Source organism: Flavobacterium selenitireducens, assembly GCF_014748335.1.
Classification (GTDB): Bacteria; Bacteroidota; Bacteroidia; order Flavobacteriales; family Flavobacteriaceae; genus Flavobacterium; species Flavobacterium selenitireducens.
Window position 1 is genome coordinate 188,018 of sequence record NZ_JAAVIY010000002.1, and the last position, 19,140, is coordinate 207,157.

At 48.2% G+C, this 19,140-nt stretch carries 14 protein-coding genes and 2 tRNA genes; 7 read left to right on the plus strand and 9 right to left on the minus strand.

All coding sequences use genetic code 11. The annotated features are described in order from the left end of the window. The first annotated feature begins 67 nt into the window (after positions 1–67). Entirely contained in the window at positions 68–811 is a 744-nt protein-coding gene (locus tag HC229_RS04425) for a hypothetical protein (protein ID WP_191019254.1), read from the plus strand. Between the two features lie 40 nt (positions 812–851). Here the strand turns inward: HC229_RS04425 and HC229_RS04430 are convergent, their stop codons facing one another. The 5 genes from HC229_RS04430 to HC229_RS04450 all read right to left on the minus strand — a co-directional run bounded on the left by HC229_RS04430 (position 852) and on the right by HC229_RS04450 (position 9,706). After that, a complete protein-coding gene (locus tag HC229_RS04430; RefSeq protein WP_191019255.1) occupies positions 852–5,708 on the minus strand; it encodes a DNA repair ATPase in 4,857 nt (1,618 codons plus the stop codon). A gap of 84 nt (positions 5,709–5,792) precedes the next feature. Further along, on the minus strand, positions 5,793–7,826 hold the full coding sequence (locus tag HC229_RS04435; protein ID WP_408610252.1) for a flotillin family protein: 2,034 nt from the start codon (positions 7,824–7,826) through the stop codon (positions 5,793–5,795). Between the two features lie 67 nt (positions 7,827–7,893). After that, entirely contained in the window at positions 7,894–8,547 is a 654-nt protein-coding gene (locus HC229_RS04440; protein ID WP_191019257.1) for an OB-fold-containig protein, read from the minus strand. 45 nt (positions 8,548–8,592) lie between these two features. Further along, entirely contained in the window at positions 8,593–9,306 is a 714-nt protein-coding gene (locus tag HC229_RS04445) for a PspA/IM30 family protein (protein WP_191019258.1), read from the minus strand. Positions 9,307–9,310: 4 nt separating this feature from the next. After that, positions 9,311–9,706 carry a type III secretion system chaperone family protein gene (locus HC229_RS04450; protein WP_191019259.1) on the minus strand — a complete coding sequence of 132 codons (396 nt, stop codon included), beginning with the start codon at positions 9,704–9,706 and terminating at the stop codon, positions 9,311–9,313. A 199-nt stretch (positions 9,707–9,905) separates the two neighbouring features. On the opposite strand from HC229_RS04450, the gene HC229_RS04455 reads away from it, so the two are divergent. Beyond that, a complete protein-coding gene (locus HC229_RS04455) occupies positions 9,906–10,646 on the plus strand; it encodes a helix-turn-helix transcriptional regulator (protein ID WP_191019260.1) in 741 nt (246 codons plus the stop codon). A gap of 48 nt (positions 10,647–10,694) precedes the next feature. Here the strand turns inward: HC229_RS04455 and HC229_RS04460 are convergent. The 3 genes from HC229_RS04460 to rseP form a co-directional block, all read right to left on the minus strand. Then, positions 10,695–10,766: transfer RNA gene (locus HC229_RS04460), tRNA-Arg, on the minus strand. A 186-nt stretch (positions 10,767–10,952) separates the two neighbouring features. Beyond that, positions 10,953–11,026: transfer RNA gene (locus HC229_RS04465), tRNA-Asn, on the minus strand. Positions 11,027–11,109: 83 nt separating this feature from the next. Then, on the minus strand, positions 11,110–12,456 hold the full coding sequence (rseP, locus tag HC229_RS04470) for an RIP metalloprotease RseP (protein WP_191019261.1): 1,347 nt from the start codon (positions 12,454–12,456) through the stop codon (positions 11,110–11,112). Between the two features lie 159 nt (positions 12,457–12,615). On the opposite strand from rseP, the gene HC229_RS04475 reads away from it, so the two are divergent. Genes HC229_RS04475 through HC229_RS04495 form a run of 5 tightly spaced genes read left to right on the plus strand, consistent with a single transcriptional unit; the run spans position 12,616 to position 16,946 of the window. Beyond that, complete coding sequence (locus tag HC229_RS04475) at positions 12,616–13,659, plus strand: Gfo/Idh/MocA family oxidoreductase (RefSeq protein ID WP_191019262.1); 1,044 nt, start codon at positions 12,616–12,618, stop codon at positions 13,657–13,659. A 14-nt stretch (positions 13,660–13,673) separates the two neighbouring features. Then, on the plus strand, positions 13,674–14,621 hold the full coding sequence (locus tag HC229_RS04480) for an aldo/keto reductase (RefSeq protein WP_191019263.1): 948 nt from the start codon (positions 13,674–13,676) through the stop codon (positions 14,619–14,621). After that, the gene (locus HC229_RS04485; RefSeq protein ID WP_191019264.1) at positions 14,622–15,587 is read left to right on the plus strand and encodes a 2-hydroxyacid dehydrogenase; all 966 of its coding nucleotides are present in this window, start codon (positions 14,622–14,624) and stop codon (positions 15,585–15,587) included. A gap of 33 nt (positions 15,588–15,620) precedes the next feature. Further along, entirely contained in the window at positions 15,621–16,133 is a 513-nt protein-coding gene (locus HC229_RS04490) for a cupin (protein WP_191019265.1), read from the plus strand. Between the two features lie 30 nt (positions 16,134–16,163). Beyond that, positions 16,164–16,946 carry an SDR family NAD(P)-dependent oxidoreductase gene (locus HC229_RS04495; protein ID WP_191019266.1) on the plus strand — a complete coding sequence of 261 codons (783 nt, stop codon included), beginning with the start codon at positions 16,164–16,166 and terminating at the stop codon, positions 16,944–16,946. 82 nt (positions 16,947–17,028) lie between these two features. Here the strand turns inward: HC229_RS04495 and HC229_RS04500 are convergent, their stop codons facing one another. Next, positions 17,029–18,936: a M1 family aminopeptidase gene (locus HC229_RS04500; RefSeq protein ID WP_191019267.1), complete on the minus strand. Its 1,908-nt coding sequence runs from the start codon at positions 18,934–18,936 to the stop codon at positions 17,029–17,031. Positions 18,937–19,140 lie beyond the last annotated feature (204 nt).

A 19,140-nucleotide genomic window follows, 5' to 3' on the forward strand; every position in this document is an offset into this window, starting at 1 on the left:
CAGCAGATTGCGGAAATCCGTAAATCCATATTTTCCATATGCGTTAGATTTGTGAAAATCCTTTACAATGAAAAAATTTATACTTATTGGCATTCTCGCAGTTTTTAGTTCCTGCTCTACAAACAAATTTTATCAGATTTATAAGACAAAACCAGTGGCATCCGATTCTCAAAGCAACGTTTATGAGACTCCCGAGTGCCGGATTTCGTATGATTTTTGGGCAGAAGGAGGCGATGCGGGCTTTACGATTTACAACAAAACGTCCGAACCGTTGACCGTCAACATGGCCAAATCATTTTATATCGTAAACGGAAAGGCATACGATTATTTCCAGGCACGCACTTTTATGACGGCAAAATCCGAAACGAAAGCGGCTTATGCAAGCACGTATCTCTATCGCCTGAACATGGCCTCGTCCGCAGCTGTTTCCAGTGGGCATTCTACTTCATACGTTGAACGACCTGAAATAATAATTCCTCCAAAAAGCGCTAAAGATTTCAGGGAATACACGATCAACCTGCTTTATTTCCCGCACTGCGACTTAGTTAAATATCCGACGAAGCGCAAGATCAAGTCGGTGAATTTTGGTTTGGAAAATTCTCCCTTCGCGTTTTCCAACAGCATTTCGTATGTCGCGAACGGGAAACCGACAACCGTCGTACACGACTTCTACGTTCATGAAATCGTCAATTTGCCGTTGAGCGAGGAAATCAAGAACGTCAAATTGGAACGATGCGACAGAACCGTGAACGGATTGAAGCATGTAAACGAATCCAAGGACAACTTTTACATCGAATACAGCAAGAAGTAAAGCGTGAAAACGAATGGCCGTGCGATCATCACGGCCGTTTTCATTTGGACTGTTGCCCCAAAATGTCCTTGATTTGGCCCAGATGTCCTGTGAATTCGGCAAATTGTTGTAATAGCAATGCCATTTCGCTCTTATCGCCGAAACCTTTGAGCTTGTTGTTTTTGACAAATGTCTGTTTGATCGTCTCCCAGCGTTCGTTTTCGACTTCCGATAAAGTGCCGGTCAACTCCTTATATTTCAATAAATTGGCTTCTGCCGCGCTCGTCAGCGTTTGCGTTTCGTTCTGATAATGCGAGAGCAATAGCGTTGCGATTTCAGAATCATTCATGACCGGTTCTACCTTGGCTACGAGCTTGTTCATGTCGCGGTACGAACCCTGAAGCTTGAACGGCGGTTCTGTGCGGTAGGCATCTTCCATGGCGGCGGAAGCGATGTAAGCAGCATTCGCCTGCAACACCACGCGTCTCACTTTGAGGATTTTTTCCAAAAGCGACAGGTAAGTTTCGACATCTTGCCTGGTGTGGTTCCCAACGAGGTCGAAGCCGTCTTTCTGACCCGTCTCAGCCATTTTTACCAACGGATACAAATCGTCCATATTTCGCGCCAGTTGTGCCAAAACAGGATTTGCGGTCATGGAATTTTCGATTAGGCTCAATTCGAAAAGGTGTGAAGTATTCCCGATCACGTCGCCGAGGTTGTAAATATCAGCACGGTTGGCAAGCATATCTGGAATGCGGAATTTCTCGCCTGTTTCCGTATACGGATTCCCCGCCATGACGACGCAGAATTTCTTCGATTTCAAATCATACGTTTTGGCCTGACCGTTATGGACACCCTCGATTTTGCGCGTTCCGTCTGCAAGTGAGATGAATTTTTGAAGAAACTCAGGGCTGCAATGTTGGATATCGTCGAGGTAGAGCATGACGTTGTTGCCCATTTCCAAAGCAAGGTTGAGCTTCTTGAGTTCTTCACGCGCGGCCGAATTCGTAGCCGACATCGGGTCGACGGACGTGATTTCGTGTCCGATCGCCGGCCCGTTGATTTTCATGAAGACCAGTCCGAGGCGGTTGGCCAGATATTCCATCAACGTCGTTTTGCCATAACCCGGAGGCGAAACCAACAACAACATGCCCGATCGGTCAGTGCGTTTGCTATCGCCCGAACTTCCGATCTGTTTGGCGAGATTGTCCCCGAACAAAGGCAGGTAAACCTGGTCGATCAATTTATTCCTGACAAATGAGGTCAGCACTTTCGGAAGGAACTCGTGAAGGCGCAATTCGTGCTTGAGTTGCTGTGTCAATTGGTGGCGCTGCTCGCGGAATCGCTCAAAAGCCGGGACATCGGTCTCGAAATAGCGCTTGAGCAAAGCCATGAAATCGTGATAATGGAACTGGAAAACGCCGTCGGTAATCGTCGGATGCGATCCGGCGAGGCCTGATATAATTTCTTCCGGTTCGATTCCCGAGACTTTTTCGGCCGATTCATGCCGGAACAACAGCAAGGCGACAACTTCATAGAGATAGTCAGACAAACTATCGCCGTTCGATTGCCGATTGCCGGCCTCGTCCAAATAAGACGAAACCCATTGGATCGCCAGTTGCAAGGCTGTCGTGTCATCAGCCGATTCCAGACTGCGCCTAAAACTTGCCAGCGCGCCCTTGGACTCGAGCATCTTTGTAAAATTCTCGGCAATTTCAGATGCGCGTCGGCTAACGTGGAAAGCGTCGTCGGTTTTTAGCTCTTCGAACAAATAACGCGCGATTTCCGAAACATCAACGTTGGCATTTTTCGAAATCGGGTTGCCGGCTAAAAACGAAGCCGCATTCTGTTCCAGTTCATCGACAATATATTCGAATTCCGTGCTCTGAGGAAAAACCGCCAAAACATTGCCCGACGCCTTGATTTTAGCGTTGAGCGCATTTCGCGAATCGGCATTGAGATGAAACCAGACGAATTGTGCGAACGCGCGTGTTGTTGGCGAAAAACGCAGCAGTTTCAGGTTGTTGTGTTTGTTGACCAACACCGTCAGGATTTTGAGTGCGTCCGCGTCGTGCACGCCTTTTACGTAACCTTCGGTATAATTTTTTGAAGTTTCGTCCTTGACGATGGCCTCGAGTTCTTCGTGTGTCAAGCCGTAAAGTGCGGCAGCACCTCTGTTTTCGAAGATTTTGTAGGCCAAATAGGCCGCGCGGTATATTTCGGCATTTTCCGAAATCAAATCCTGGGACCAATACTTTTGCAGATCATGAAGCGCATTCTCGGAAATTTCCTGGTAAAAATCGGTTCCCGTCAAATGATAATTCAGTTTGTTCTCTTTATAGACGATCGTCAAATCGAGCGGCTGCTTGTTGACCGCAAATTTGTGCTTGCCTAACCGGATGATGTTTTCTCCGTCTTCGTACAAATCCTGTTTGTCCCTGAGTTTGCGCATCGCATCTTCCTGGGCGGACTTGAGCTGTGTTTCTATGGCTTCGGCCTTGCCCGTGTCTTCCAACTGTTGCAATTGGGAAACGAGATCGCGCAGTTTCGAGATCATCAAATCGGAAGCGAAATAACCGTTGATTTCCTCTGCGGAATTGAATGTCAACGCCTTTGACGCTACATTTTTGAGAATGCGTCCCGAGGCAGATTCTATGGCCACCGCTTTTTTGTTCCTGACTTCGACCAGGCTGTTTTTCCGAGCCTCGAAAGCGGCGTAAATTTCTTCCCGCTTTTCAAGAATGGAGGCCGTAAATTCTTCGTAATCTGCAAAACGGGCCTCGAGATCTTCGAGTTGTATCGAGATCTTGTTGAGCGACTCATCGGCTTTTTCAGGTGTGGTCGCGCGGTCGATCGCATTTACGATGGCTTGGTCGACCAGCTTGATTTGGGCGGCAAAATCGGCTCTTGCTTCTTGTCCGCCAAGCGATGCCACCTTGTTTTTGATGTCGGCCTTGAGCCGGTTCAGCGAGGCAAAAATAAGCGAGATCGAGTTGATGATTTGCGTCGATTTCGAAGTGTCGGCGATCTTGAGGTTGGATACGATGTCGATGAGCATTTCGAGGTCGGACGTAATGGTATCGACTTCTTCCTCCAGGCTTTTTGCCTGGGCCACGGTCGTGATTTTCCCAAGGTCTTTTTGTTTTTCAGAAACGCGGTCTTGGTAAGGTACGAGCGCCTTTTCGTCCATCAGGAACTGAACGCAGTGCTGGGAGATGACTTCGGTTTGGGCGACAATTTCGGCTTCGATTTCGGCAATGAACGTTTCGTCGACGTATCGGATGTCGCGCAAACTGATGACCTCTCCTCTCAAAGTGCGCAATCCTGATAAATCCGCTACGAAAACGTCGATGTTGTCGAGAGGGGAACTCTTGATTTTGGTGAAAAGCGATTCGGCTTTTTCGCGGACCGCCTCAGTCGTTTTGGCCGCATTGGCACGCAATTGCACGACTTTTTCGAATTCGTCGATCGCGGTATTGGCCGTGTTCCTGATTTCCGTCAACGGAAGATGCAGCTCGAACGTTTCTTTGCTCGTAATCCAGTAATAACCGTCGAGAATGTTCTGGGCGAGCCGCGTCAGGTCTGCATACAAACCGTCGTAGTCGTCGTCTTTGCTGAGCAATGTGATGATCGAATGGCAATCGGCCATTGCTTTTACGATGTCCTTGTTCCCGATTTTGTAGAGAAAGCTGTCTTTGTGCTCGGTTGGCATCACATCCCCTTTTACAAAAGGTGTCTGCCAAATCTGGACGAGATGGTTTTTGGTGTGTTCGGCCTCGGCCCTGAAATAGCACAACTCGCCGTTTTCTAGAATTGTAAATCCGTTGCAGATGATGGGCGTCGTAACCTCGTGCGTGATCAGGTTGTATTGCATCAGCACATACTGACCGGATTTTTCCTCATAAAAAACGTAGAGGAAATCTTCTCCGTTGGGAGAAGTAATCCTTTCCTGGAACAAAAGGTTTTGCAAGCTGGTTTCGAAAATCTTATACTCGCCCGTCTGGAGGTAATAGCCGTTCGAGAAGATCAGACCGTGTTGATCCGGCAGCAAAATCGCCGAAGTCGAGAGGCTGTCAATTTTCTTGACTTCCTGTAATTTGTGGTTGTAGATAAAAAATCGCGCCGCTTCCTGAAACGGTTTGATTTGTAATGCGATGAGGTTTCCGAGGTCGGCGAATTGGTAGTTTCCGTCGTCGAGCGTCTGGTCGGCGTGCATGACTTCTTCGTCATAAATTCCCTTTCCCGTGCTGGTGTTGTCTTCGATTTTTATCGTCAAGGTTCCGCCGATGGTTTCCACAAAAACCTTGTCCAGTATCGAAACGTGCTGGAACTTTCCGTATCGCTGCATTTCGCGTGTGGCTTCCTGCCAGTTGAAATCGTGTTGTCGCGGATATTTGTATTCGCTGTCGCTGCGGTTATCCTGGTAAAAAAGCGTATCGTCTTTGATAAGCCACTTGAATGTCTTGATGTCGGTCAAGCGGTCGCTGAGCTGGAAGACCATGTGCAGGTAATTCCCGGTAACGAAAAATTTGCGGAACTCCGTATCGCGATAATATTTGTAGAGATTGAAGAAGTCGTCGAGGAACGTTGCATCTGCGATGAAATCCATGTTTTGCTGATGAAACTCTCCGTTTTCATACGTGTAAATGCTAAAGACGTCTTCCGTCTTGATGTCCGTTCTCAGGCCAAAATGCACATTGTAGCCAAAAATGCAGGTATTGCCCAGGCAAACGATATCGCTGGGAATGCAATTGTTCTCGGTAATGATGCGGTTGTTGCCTATAAGTTTGGTTTCGGTACTTCCGAAAATCAGCTTTCGCGCCTCGTTCAATTGCTGCAGCCTGCCCGCCAAATCCTGTTTTTGGGCGTCGAGCCTGCTGCGTATGATTTCATATGTACCGCCTTCGAGTGTACTCATGTGTTCTTTTTTTGATTTTCCCGATGTCAGGGCAAATAAGAAACCCGCGTAGAAGTTACGCGGGAAACTGTTGTTCTAAGGGTATCAGCCGAGCTTCTTCCCGGACAATCCAAGGTTTTTGGCCATGTCCGTCAATTTCGAAAACAGGCTTTTCTCGCCTTCGTCATTGCTTCGGTTTTGCAGTTCGACGAGCAATCCGGCAACAGTCAGATTTTTGATGTCTTCGGATGAAATCCCGTATTTATCGGCAAAACCTTTGATCCTGTCAAGCAGGTTGCCGTCTGCTTCCGATCCTTCTCCCAAAATCGCATCCTTGATCTCGGTAATGTTTTCCGAATGGTTCACCAGTCTGTCGAAACCTTTGGCGCGCGTGATTTGCCCGACGATTTGGTCGAAGAACATCGTTTCGCCTCCCACGATATCGATCTTCGCGGCTTTCAACGCTTCCCCGATCACATTGGCCTGGGCATCGGCAATGTCCTTTTGGATGTTGATGTGGGCCAAATCGACCTGAAGTTCCTTGTTGAGACGCAACTTGAATTCCTCGTGTTCTTTCCCGACGCCATCCAGTTTTTTCATTGCTTCCGCTTTTTCCTGGATTCCGAGTGCTTCCGCGAGTGCTTTTTCCTTGATGACTTCGGCTTCCATCGCGCCCAACTGGAGTTCGGCTTCGGCTTTGGCCTTGATTCCGGCGGCTTCGGCAACGGCTTTCTTCTCGATGATCACAGATTCTACGATTCCCTGTCTCTCGCTGGCATCGGCTTTGGCATGCATCACTTGTGCTTCGGAAAGTCCTAGCGTAGCGTCTTCTTTGGCTTTTGCGTCGGCCAAAATCTTCCTGGCTTCAGCCTCTTTCTCGCTTGCCGCCATCCTTGCCGTGGCCTCGATGTTGATTTCCTCCGCTTTTTGTTTGGCAGCTTCTTTTTCTGCTTCGGCAGCTTTCAAGCGCTTGATGTAAAGCTCCTCACTTTCTTTTTCGGCGAGCGTGACGGCCACTTTTTTCTGGCGATCGGCTTCCTTGAACGCCTCGATGTCCTTCATGTTTTCCTGTTCCTGGACGACTCCTTTTTCGAGCACGACGCGATCGCGGATTACGTTCTGGATGTTTTTTCGCTCGACCTCGACGGCTTTTTCTTTTTCGATTTGCGCCAACGTCACGATGCGTTCTCTTTCGGTTTGCTCGAGTGCGCGATCTTTTTCGACTCTTTCTGTTTCTACGGCTTCGGTTCGCTGCTTGTTCTTGGATGCCACGATCACGAGCCTGTCTTTGTTCTCTTCGGCCACCATTACTTTTTCGGTAGTGTTGATGCGTGCCGTTTCAGACTTCAATCGCTCTTCCTCATTGACTTTGATGATCTCGGCTTCCTCTCGCGCCTTGATGTTGGCGATTTCGCGTTTTTGCTGTTCTTCTTTTTCGGCCAATTGTCGGTCGAGGGCCAGGATCGCTTCTTTGGCTTCTACGTCTTGTTTGCGGATGGTTTTCTCTTCGTCCCGACGGATCAGGTTGGCCTTGATATTTTGCGCCGCGGTCAACTCCGTAATTTTTTTGATACCTTCCGAGTCGAGGATATTGTCGGCTTTGAGCTGGGAAAGCGGCGTTTGTTCCAAGTCGTCTATTGCGCAGTCGTCGAGGACATATCCGTTAAGGTCGGTTCCGATGATCGAAATGATTTCCTCGCGGAATTCGCTCCTGGCTTCGTACAATTCGACAAAATCGAACTTCTTTCCGACGGTTTTCAACGCTTCCGAAAACTTTGCGTCAAACAGGTTTCTCAATACGTCTATTTCAGAAGCGCGTTCACAACCGATGGTTTGCGCAACGTTGATGATGTCGGCTGTCGATTTGTTGATCTTGATGAAAAACGTCACCTTGATATCTGCGCGGATGTTGTCTTTACAGATCAACCCGTTCACGCCGGTGCGTTCTACGTCGAGTTTCTTTACGGAAATATCCATGATTTCCATTTTGTGCAATACAGGGACGACAAGCCCGGCGTTGAAGAACACTTTAGTCCCGCCGGCTCCCGTGCGCACGATGACTTTCCCTTGGATTATTTTTTTGTACATCGAAATGACCCACACCAACAGTCCGATGACGACGACAATGATGGCAATCATAGTAATGAGTAGCGAATTTCCTAGCATTTGTGTTTGTTTATTTGGTGAATATTTAAAGGTTTTGGTTTCAGTAGTCGAACTTCTCGACGAGGTAATATTTCTTGTCTGCGCTTTCGCCGACGATGACGCCTTGTTCGCCCGGCTTGAGGATTTCGTCTGTATTGCTCCGGGCGTAGAGTTTCATCGGATCGCCGTTCACGACAAGTTCGATTTGCCCGGTCTTGTCCGCGGCCACAGACGAAAGCACACCACAGCGTCTTCCGAGGAAATCGATTTCCGGCTCACCTTTGTGGTTCAGCTGTTTGTAAAGGTAACCGAGCGGTTTGCTGAAAAGCTTGACGACGAAAAGACTCAGGATGAAGTTTGGAATCAGCAATAAGAAACCTAGGAGCGTACTTTCGATTCCTGTGTAATAGGTAACGTTCACGCCTATGAGCCACATGCTGAAAAAAATGATGGTCAGGATGAACATCAGCGGCAGTTCGTCGAAATTGAAATATTCTAGCACTTTAATGAATCCGTTGCCCTCATGCGCGTTTCCGCTTCCGGAAGGGTCGTGGTCGAAATTGCTCCCGACGTCGGCTGAATCAAAGTCGATGCTGAACGCATCCGGATCGAGGCCGGCGATAATGACCAAGATCCAATAAAGCAGCATGGCGATGGACATTATCGTGAAAAAGGCGTTGACGGGCGAAAACGAGATTTCTAAAAGTTCTTTCATAAGTTATTTTGCGCGAGCGGTGAATTAGGCGTCCTGATATTGCAATCAGTCATTCTTGCCGTTTATACCGAGTTGTTCTTTGAGCTTTTCCAATTCGCTGTTTGCTTTCGATTTCTTGACGTCTACGGCTTTGTTGATTTCGGCATCTATTGATTTTGACGAATTGGCGATGTCGCCATACGCTTCGGCGAGCGCCTCTTCCTGGTTGACTTTTTCTTTCATGCGTTCCAGCAAAGCGATCGTCCCGTTTCCGTCGATCCGGGCCATCTGTTTGTTGAGGCTTTTGGTGGCATCGGCCACTTTGACGCGCGAACGCAAGATCTTGAGCTCGTTTTCCCACTTGGAGATATTTTGCTTGATCGTCTGCACGTTTCCTTCCATTTGCAGGACGTTCTGGTCGAATTTTTCCTTGTCGGAAATTGCGCGGTCCTTGAGCTGGATCGCTTCTTCTTTCTTGACCAAAGCTTCGGTTGCCAAGCGGTCGGCTTCTGCCGGTTCCATGCCTCCGTTTTGAGCTTTTTTCAACAGCAGCATCGCTTTTTCATTGTAGTCTTCGGCTTTTTCCTCATAGTCGCCGACCTCTTTTTTGGCTCGGATGCTCATCGCCTTGACCTGCGCCAGGGCTTCGAGGGCTTTGTCCAGGTCTTCTTTCATATCCCGGATGCCTTGTTCGGTCATCTTTATCGGATCTTCCATATTGTCAATTGCGTGGTGGACTTCGGCTTGCCCGATCTTGAAAAGTCGTCTCAGGAATTTCATGGTGTCAGTTTTTAGAAAAGTTAATAATCTGTTCGGAATACTCGCTCAGCAACAAACTAAGCGAGTTGAGCGTCGCATTGAACTCATTGAGGTCAAGGTTTTCGAGTTGAAGCGAGTCCCGAAAGATCACCTTTCTTCCCGTTTCATCAAGGACAAATGCGCCGTGTATGATATCGCGGTTCTTTTTGAGCAATTCCTTGTAGATCAAAGGGGAATCTGATTTGATTTCGAAAAGGAACTGTTCAAAAATAACGATTGGATAGGCCACACAAATGATAAGGTTGAAGATGCCTTCCTGTTCGCTGCTCGCGATAAGAACACATTCGTTGCGGTTCTCATATTTAATCTCGAGCTCGAGGTGGGTCAGATAGCCCTTGACAACATCGAAATAGTCCTTCATAAATGGAATTTTGGTTGGTGATAAAACTCGCTTTTTTGTGCTTTACAGTCAAATTAAATTGGCAGTTTGTGATTCAATTTCAGCAATTTTCATAAAATTGCTCAAAGCGTTGGCCAAATTGCTATATTTGCTAATAACAATAGCACAAATATAAAACCTGTTTTCATATTTGCAAATATTTTTAGCAATTTTTAGTAGCATGTTCGGAAAAAATATAAAAAAGATCAGAAGCGTCCATGGTTTGAGCCAACAACAATTCGCTGAAATGTTCGACCTCAAGCGGGCCACGCTCGGCGCTTATGAAGAAGGACGCAGCAATCCGAAAATGGACACGGTAATTAAAATTGCCAATCACTTCACGCTTGATATTGAAGAACTGCTCACAAAGGAACTTACGGTAAACCGGCTGTTGCGCTTCAACGAAACCATTACGACGAGTTCGGTTAAATCCCAGGATTCGGTTTTTGAGGGAATTCCTTGCGTAACTAAAGAAAATAAAGACGCGTTCCTGGACTCGCTGATCAGCCCAACCCGGATTGCGTTGCCGATGATTTTCCTGCCGTTTACGACTCCGACGGACAAAACCGCTTTCGTGGTCGAGGATGCCACGATGTCCGCCGGTCCGCTTCCGCTGCTCCCGAAAGACACCGTCATTGGGGAAAAGGTAGAACTCAACGATCTCGGCATGGCATCGGGTAAATTGGCGGTCGTTGCCACGAAAGGACAACTGCTGTTGCGCAAGATGACGGTCTCCGGCAATTCGGTCGCGCTTCAGGCTTCTCAACCTGGCATCGACGCGATTGAAATCCCGATGTCGTCCTTGTCTGCCGTTTGGCTGGTCAGGCATGTTTTCCACTACAATCTCCCCTCAGAAAACGAAGTAGAAAAAAGATTGGCTGCTTTGGAAGATGCTCTGGCCAATCTCGCTGGAAAACGGTAGTTTCCGGCACAAATAAAAAAATCCGGAGAAAGACTCCGGATTGCTATGTAGCCCCGCCAAGAATCGAACTTGGATCAAAAGTTTAGGAAACTCCCATTCTATCCGTTGAACTACGAGGCCAAAATGTAGGCGGCAAATATACAAAACAAATTTAGTCACATAATGCGGATTTTACCCGTGTAGCGATCGAATTCGACTGTTGAGGTAAAAATTCCCGAACAAATTAAATGTTGCCTAAAAAATGGCGAAGTATCTAAATTGTTTACAATAAAAAAAAGCCATCCGATGTGGATGGCTTTCTGTTTGCTCCCCCTCTTGGGCTCGAACCAAGGACCCTCTGATTAACAGTCAGATGCTCTAACCAACTGAGCTAAGGAGGAAGATGTTATATCTTTTAAGCGGTTGCAAAGATAAAACGAAAAACGAGTCTTGCAAACAAATTTCAAGAAAAAATCAAGAAATTTTACTGTCGGACGATCGCTTTGTAAATGTCGTTTCCGTTGGCGAACAATAACAATCCGATTAACAGCACAAAACCAGTCATTTGCGCATATTCCATGAATTTGTCGCTCGGTTTGCGTCTCGTGATCATTTCGTAGAGCAGGAACATGACGTGGCCTCCGTCAAGCGCAGGAATCGGCAAAAGGTTCATTACGCCAAGCATGATTGAAAGCACGGCCGTGATATTCCAGAAGTTCTCCCAAACCCATTCGTCAGGGAAAATGTTGAAGATCGCATAAAAACCGCCGACCGATTTGATTGCGCCCGTTTCAGGATTCGCAATCGCTTTTAACTGCGACCAATAACGAACCAATCTTTCTTTTCCTTTATTGATTCCGATTGGGATCGACTCGAAAAAGCCATATTGTTCGCGTTGGAACTTATAGTAACCAAGACGCTCGAGATTGCGCTCTTCCAACTGGGCGATGCCAACGCCCAATTTCCCTTCAGAACTCACGTGAACGGCAATCGGAGTTTCTTTCTCGTCACGGATTACCGTCGCAGGCACCGTTTTTCCGGCCAATGGCGCAAGCATGCCTTTCAACTGGTCAAAATAACGAAGTGGCTGGCCGTTTATAGACGTAACCACGTCTCCGGACTTTAGTATTTCTTTGTTTTTCGATTTCTCGTCGATCGCGCCAACGGCAAACGGCATACGCAAAGCAACGGCTCCTCTTACATCAGACGACGTAACCTGGTCGATAAGGTTTACAGGCATCGTCAACTCTTGCTGCTGGCCGTTTCTTTCTACCGTCACGGTTTTGGAAAGGATGACAAGCTCGTTGATTCCACCATCGAATTTGTTGACGGGACTCCCATTGATCGCGACGATCTTATCTCCGGTTTTCAATCCCGCTTTTTCCAAAACTGGATTTACCACCCAAACGCCGTCTTTCAAATCGGAATTGTTCACGTAAAAATCGCCGTAAGCAAACGCGATCCCGATGTAGATCAAAAACGCCAGGATAAAGTTTACCGTAACGCCTCCGAGCATGATGATCAATCGCTGCCAGGCTGGTTTTGATCGGAATTCCCAAGGCTCGGGATCTTTCGCCATTTGTTCGGTGTCCATGCTTTCGTCTATCATTCCCGAGATTTTGACGTATCCGCCAAGCGGCAACCATCCGATACCATAAACCGTTTCCCCAACTTTTTTCTTGAACAGCGAAAACTTGACGTCAAAGAACAGATAGAATTTTTCGACACGCGTCTTAAACAACTTTGCCGGTATGAAATGCCCGAGTTCGTGCAAAATGATGAGCAGTGAAAGGCTCAGCAAAAACTGGGAAAGCTTGATTACGATATCCATTGTAACTATTGAATTTGGGCAAAAATAGTGTTTTCTGAACAACAGCCTAACAGACGCTATATATTGAACTGGTAAATGTTTGTTAATAGTTCCAAGCGTTCACAGCGTGAGGTTTAAATTTACGGATGAACATCTTGTTCGCTAAAAATCAGATCAAACATGCAACAAATCTCCACGGCCTTGCTGTCTTATGGAATGTCCGGCAAAATTTTCCACGCGCCTTTTCTCGAATTGCATCCCGGTTTTGAACTGGTCGGATGCTGGGAACGTTCGCGCAAGCTCATCCAGGAAGATTATCCGATGGTCAAAAGTTACGCAAGCCTTGAGGAGGTGCTTTCCGATGAATCCGTGGAGCTTGTGATCGTCAACACGCCTACTGAAACCCATTTTGAATACGCCAAGGCCGCGCTGGAAGCGGGAAAGCACGTTCTCGTCGAAAAGGCATTTACTGCGACGGTGGCCGAAGCCGAAGAACTAAAAGAAATTGCAACTGAGAAAAACCGCAAGATCGCAGTGTTCCAAAACCGTCGTTACGACAGCGATTTCAAGACCGTAAAAGATATTTTCGACAAGGAAATCCTCGGCGAAACCGTAGAAGCGGAATTTCATTTTGACCGATACAACCCGAATCTAAGCCCGAAACCACATAAAGAAGTGCGCTCCGGCGGATCTGGAATCTTAAAAGATCTCGGATCACATATTATCGACCAGGCGTTGTTCTTGTTTGGGTTTCCCGAAGGTTTGTTTGCCGATGTCAGAAGCACACGCGAAAATTCCGTTGTAGACGACTGGTTCGACATCACGCTGTTTTATCCGAAGTTCCGCGTGCGTTTGAAAGCAAGTTATTTCGTACGGGAATCGCTTCCGGCTTACGTGATCCACGGAAAAAAAGGCTCGTTCATCAAAAGCCGCGGAGATGTCCAGGAAGACGAGCTTAAAACAGGGAAAAAACCGATGGTTACCGATTGGGGCAAAGAACCCGACTTCAAAAAAGGCGTGCTCAACACGGAAATCGAAGGAGAGGAAGTGCGCGAACACGTCCCGACGATCCCGGGCAATTACTATCATTTCTTTGACGATCTCTACCACGCGGTCAAGAAAAACAAACCGCTTCCGGTCTCTGCCGAGGACGGAATCAAGACGATGCGCATCATCGAAGCCGCAATCGAGAGTGCATCCGACAAAAAATACATACACTTCTAAACCATACAGAATCAATGGAAAAAAGACAACTGGGACAATCCGACCTTCACATCGCACCGATCGTTTTCGGCGGCAATGTTTTCGGATGGACTATAGATGAAAAAACGTCGTTCGAACTTCTCGATGCCTTCACCGGCGCGGGTTTTAACGCAATTGACACAGCCGACGTCTATTCGCGCTGGGCCGACGGAAACTCCGGTGGCGAATCTGAAAAGGTCATCGGGAACTGGCTCAAATCACGCAAGAATCGGGATTCGGTCGTCATCGCCACAAAGGTCGGAAGCGACATGGGCGAAGGGAAATCGCTAAAAAAGGACTACATCTTAAAAGCCGCGGAGGCTTCACTCAAACGGCTCAACACCGATTATATCGACCTTTATCAAACTCATTTCGACGATTTGGACACGCCGGTCGAAGAAACGCTTTCAGCCTACGATCAACTCGTAAAAGAAGGAAAGGTGCGTTGGATAGGCGCTTCCAACATGACTCCCGAACGGCTTTTGCAGTCGCTTGACGCGAGCCAGGTAAACGACTTTCCGATTTATCAGACGTTGCAGCCGCACTACAATTTGTACGCCCGCGAACAGTACGAAAGCCAATACGAGCCACTTTGCCTCGGCCACGGTTTGGGCGTCATCACATATTTTTCGCTCGAAAGCGGATTCCTTACCGGGAAATACCGCACGAAAGCCGATCTCGAGAAAAGTCCGAGAGGAGGCGACATGGACAAATATTTCGATACGCGCGGACTCAAGATTTTGTCCGCTCTCGATGAAGTCGCTTCGATTCACAACACAACGCCGGCCGCCGTCGCACTTGCGTGGCTGATCAAGCGACAATCGGTTACGGCACCCATCGCGAGCGCCACGAGCCTCGACCAACTCAAAAGCATAATCGCCGCCCCTAAATTGGAGCTCGTCGCCGACGAAATCGGCCAATTGAATGCAGCAAGTTTTTGGTAAATGAGAGTTTTCATCACAAGACAATTTCCGAAATCCGGTCTCGCGCTTTTTGAAAAAGCAGGGATCGAGGTAGAACAATGGACCGAAAATCGCGACCTGACACAGGAAGAGCTTATCGCAAAATGCAAAAATGCCGACGCTTTACTGGCCGCCGGACGCATCGAACTCAATGCAAAATTTCTTGAGACGTGCCAACATCTTAAGGTGATTTCGTTGTTTTCGGTCGGATATGACAATGTTGATATGGAAAAAGCCGATGAACTCGGAATTCCCGTTGGACACACGCCGGGCGTCTTGAGCAAAGCCACTGCCGATACCGCGTTCCTGTTGATGCAGGCGACGGCGCGAAAGGCGTTTCATCATCACAAAAGGATCGCAAAAGGCGACTGGGAATTTTTCGATCCGCTTCAGGATTTGGGTCAGGAATTACAAGGAAAGACGCTTGGTATTTTTGGGCTTGGGAACATCGGATATGAAATGGCGAAGTCGTCCAAAGGCGCGTTCGATATGGAAATTTTATACCATAACAGAAGCGCGAATGAAAAAGCCGAATCCGAATTGGGCGCGAAAAAAGTCCCGTTTGACGAACTGCTTGAGAATAGCGACGTGATTTCGGTCCACGCCAATCTTTCAGAAGAAACCGAAGGCGTTTTCGATGCCGATGCTTTTGCCAAAATGAAACCGACCGCGATTTTCGTGAACATTGCAAGAGGCCCGATCCACAGACAATCTGACCTGAAAAAAGCGCTCGAAAGCGGCGAGATATGGGGCGCCGGTCTCGACGTCACCGATCCCGAACCAATGGACAAAGACGACGAACTTCTCGATTTTCCGAATGTTTGTGTCTTGCCCCACATCGGATCCTCCACGTTTGAAACGCGCAACGCCATGGCTGAACTTTCCGCACGCAACGCCATAGCCGGACTAAGAAACGAACCTTTGCCTGCCCGGGTAAAGCCTGATTGATACCACAACTGCTAAACTAAAACAACCACCACAATGAAACCACACACTTTCACTTTCAACGACGACGGGAAAATCCCGAACAGTCAATTGCCGTTGCTTTACTACAAAGGCGTTTTTGCCGAAGACTTCATCGACGCAGACGCGATCATTGCGCATTTTCGCGATTTCGGATGGAAGAATGCCTGGAAAAACGGCGTTTATGACTATCACCATTATCACAGCATCACACATGAAGTCATCGGGATTTACCAGGGAAATGCGATTTTGCAATTCGGAGGTGAACACGGGGAGCAATTGCCCGTCGAAGCAGGAGATGTCGTCGTTATTCCCGCGGGAGTCGGCCGTAAAAGAATTTCGCAATCGGACGATTTTGCGGTCGTAGGCGCCTATCCTGACGGTTGTGACTACGACATCATGAGAGGAGAACCCGGAGAGCGCCCGAAAGCCGATGAAAACATCGCGAATGTCCCGATGCCCGAAAGCGATCCGGTCTACGGAAAAGCACACGGGCTGCTCGAAGTTTGGAGCCTCGAATTGGCGAATTGACCGAATAGCCACAATTTAACCGCGGACAAAATGGATTTGCAATTACAAAATAAAACAGCGCTTGTCACCGGATCAACCTCCGGAATTGGCTTTGCCACGGCCAGGTCGCTACTCAGGGAAGGCGCGACTGTTTTTTTGAACGGACGCAGTCAAAAAGGTATCGACACCGCCATAGAACGCCTCAAGCAGGAAAATCCGGATGCTCGGGTGGATGGAATTGCGTGCGACTTTTCTAAAAAAGACGAAATAGACGCGCTGTTACACCGATTGCCCCAGGTAGATATCCTGGTCAATAACGTCGGGATTTTTGAGCCCGTACCGTTTGCGGACATTGAAGACGAAGACTGGTTTCGGTTTTTTGAAGTCAACGTGATGAGCGGCGTGCGCCTGTCGCGCAGGTATTTTCCGAAAATGCTGGAACAAAACTGGGGACGGATCATTTTCGTGTCGAGCGAAAGCGCACTCAACATTCCGCAGGAAATGATACACTACGGCATGACCAAGACGGCCCAACTGGCTATTTCCAGAGGTTTGGCCCAATTGACCAAAGCGTCCGGCGTGACAGTAAACAGCGTCTTACCCGGCCCGACGGCTTCTGAGGGCCTGACCGACTTTATCGACCTCGACGAAGACAACAGGGCAAAAAAAGAAAAGGAATTTTTCGACCATGACCGGCCTACGTCTCTATTGCGGCGCTTTGCGGAACCCGAAGAAATCGCGAGTATGATCGTGTATCTCGCAAGCCCGTTGGCATCTGCAACGAACGGCACTTCGGTGCGCGTAGACGGTGGCCTGGTCACGACCATCGCATAACGTCTGAAAACAAACAACAGGTCGCGAATAGCCTGAAAAAAAAACCGCTGTTTTGATGCAGCGGTTTTTTTTATAACGAAATTTATTCCTTCACAAATTTAAAAGTTCGGTTTCCCTTATCGGAATAAACCGTGAGGAAATGAACGCCGGATTTCAAATTCGAGACGTTGACTTCGGCCGAACCCGTTTCCAGGACTTGCTGCCCGAGCGGATTCGTAACGATTACCTTTTGGAGCGTGGCGTCTAAAGGCAGGTTGACGGTCAGTTGGTCTTTCGCCGGGTTCGGATAGATGTTCGCACCCGCCAATGTCGCGAAATTCGCCACTCCCAACGAAGCGTTGCTGTCTCGGGAAATGATGTGGCGTTCGGGATCGAATTGCACCGAAGTTACCGTAAACGGGACAGCCATATCGAACGTTTGGCCGTTGACGGTATTTTGCAACACGAGATCCATTTGCTGGCCGCCGCTTCCGAAAACGCGAACAGGAACAGGCATTTCGAAAAAATTCACCGAAAAATGCGATTGCGTTTGATTGACCGTAAACCTGTAAATCCCATTTCCCCAATTCGCCGCTGTGATCGTATAGATCGGATATCCTTGCCGGTACACCCAATCCTGAAAAAATCCGTCGAGATCCTGGCCCGAAACTGCTTCAAGGTGCGTTTGGAGATCGTTCGTAACGGCATAATCGTATGCGAGATTGGGATCTGCCAAATAATTTCGCAGCGCCTGATAAAAGTTGGCGTCCCCGAGTTTCCAGCGCAGCATTTCAAGCACCATTGCGCCTTTGCTGTAACTGAGTCGGCTGCTGAAAATGCGTCCGACGTTGAGCGCTTCGGCATCGGTAAGATAAACCGCTCCGCCGTTGGAAGAGGTAATGAAATCGATATTTTCCGCTTTCCAGTCGATGAATTGCGGCAGCCCGTCGAGGTGTTCCACGGTCAACCCGGACAGGTAGGTCGCGAAACCTTCGTTTAGCCAAATGTCTTTCCAGGAGCCGCATGTCACTTTGTCGCCAAACCATTGATGGCCGAGCTCGTGTGCTATGAGGTCGCGGCTGAAATTGGCCATGAACGAAACGGTTGTGTGCTCCATCCCGCCGCCCCAACCGAATTGTGCGTGACCGTATTTTTCGTCAGAAAACGGATAAGTCTCGAATAGCTCTTCGTATAAATCCATAATGGCCGGCGTTGCTCCATAACCGTCCTGCGCATCGGCAAAATCTTCGGGATACACGTAATTGACGATAGGAAATTCGTTTGGAGGCGAACCCGCGTTGAGTGTAAACACTTGATAATTGGTGATTGCGATTGCGATCAGATACGCCGGAATGGGATAACCGTGATGAAAATGCGTCGTCTTGCTTGCGCCCGATGTCGTTTGCCCGACTTCCAAACCGTTGGAAACACTTACATATTGGCTCGGAGCAGTGATAAAAACGTCAATACTGTCTACTTTGTCGTTGAGATCCTGCTTGCACGGCCACCAATCGCGTGCGCCAAACGGTTCCGATAGCGTAAACATAGCCGGAACGCCATTGTGGGAGGTTGTGTTGAAGCCTTGCTCACCGAATGCCGGTTCCCCTGAGTAGATGATTTCCACGGTTGCCGATGTTCCCGCGGCTTGAACCGATGGCAATGTAATGATCAATTCCTCGTTGTTTTGGGCGAACGCCAGGTTGGTCGCGCCTTTTTTTACCGAGCTTACATTGAGTTGTTCGGTGAGGTCGAAGTGAATGGTGCTCATGTTCGACAAAGCGGTGAACGTGGTCGTGACTTTCCCGGAGATAAAATATTCGGCAGGGTCGATCGTAAACTCCAGTTTGTGATAAGTGATGTCGTAATTCTGGGTGTTCGGGTTGACCTGTACGGACATCAGGCTTTCGGCCGATTTCATCTCTGATTCGGCAATGCGGGCCAAACTTCCCGTGGGGCTTTGTCCGAACGCCGAAACCGCAACCAAAATCGACAATAAGTAAATCTTCGTCATAAAATTAAAAAAAGTTGAGCGAAAGTAAGTAATAAACGCGTAAACCTGTGTTAATGTGGTAATAAAGTGGTTGAGTGCCCGAACGAATGGGTGACGATGCACGTCAGTACTTTGAACACTGGGTTTGCGTGAGGGATGGAAGCGGCATCCTTTTGGACAACCTACAGATTTTTCCAACCGTGTAGGTTCTGGACAAAAGATACA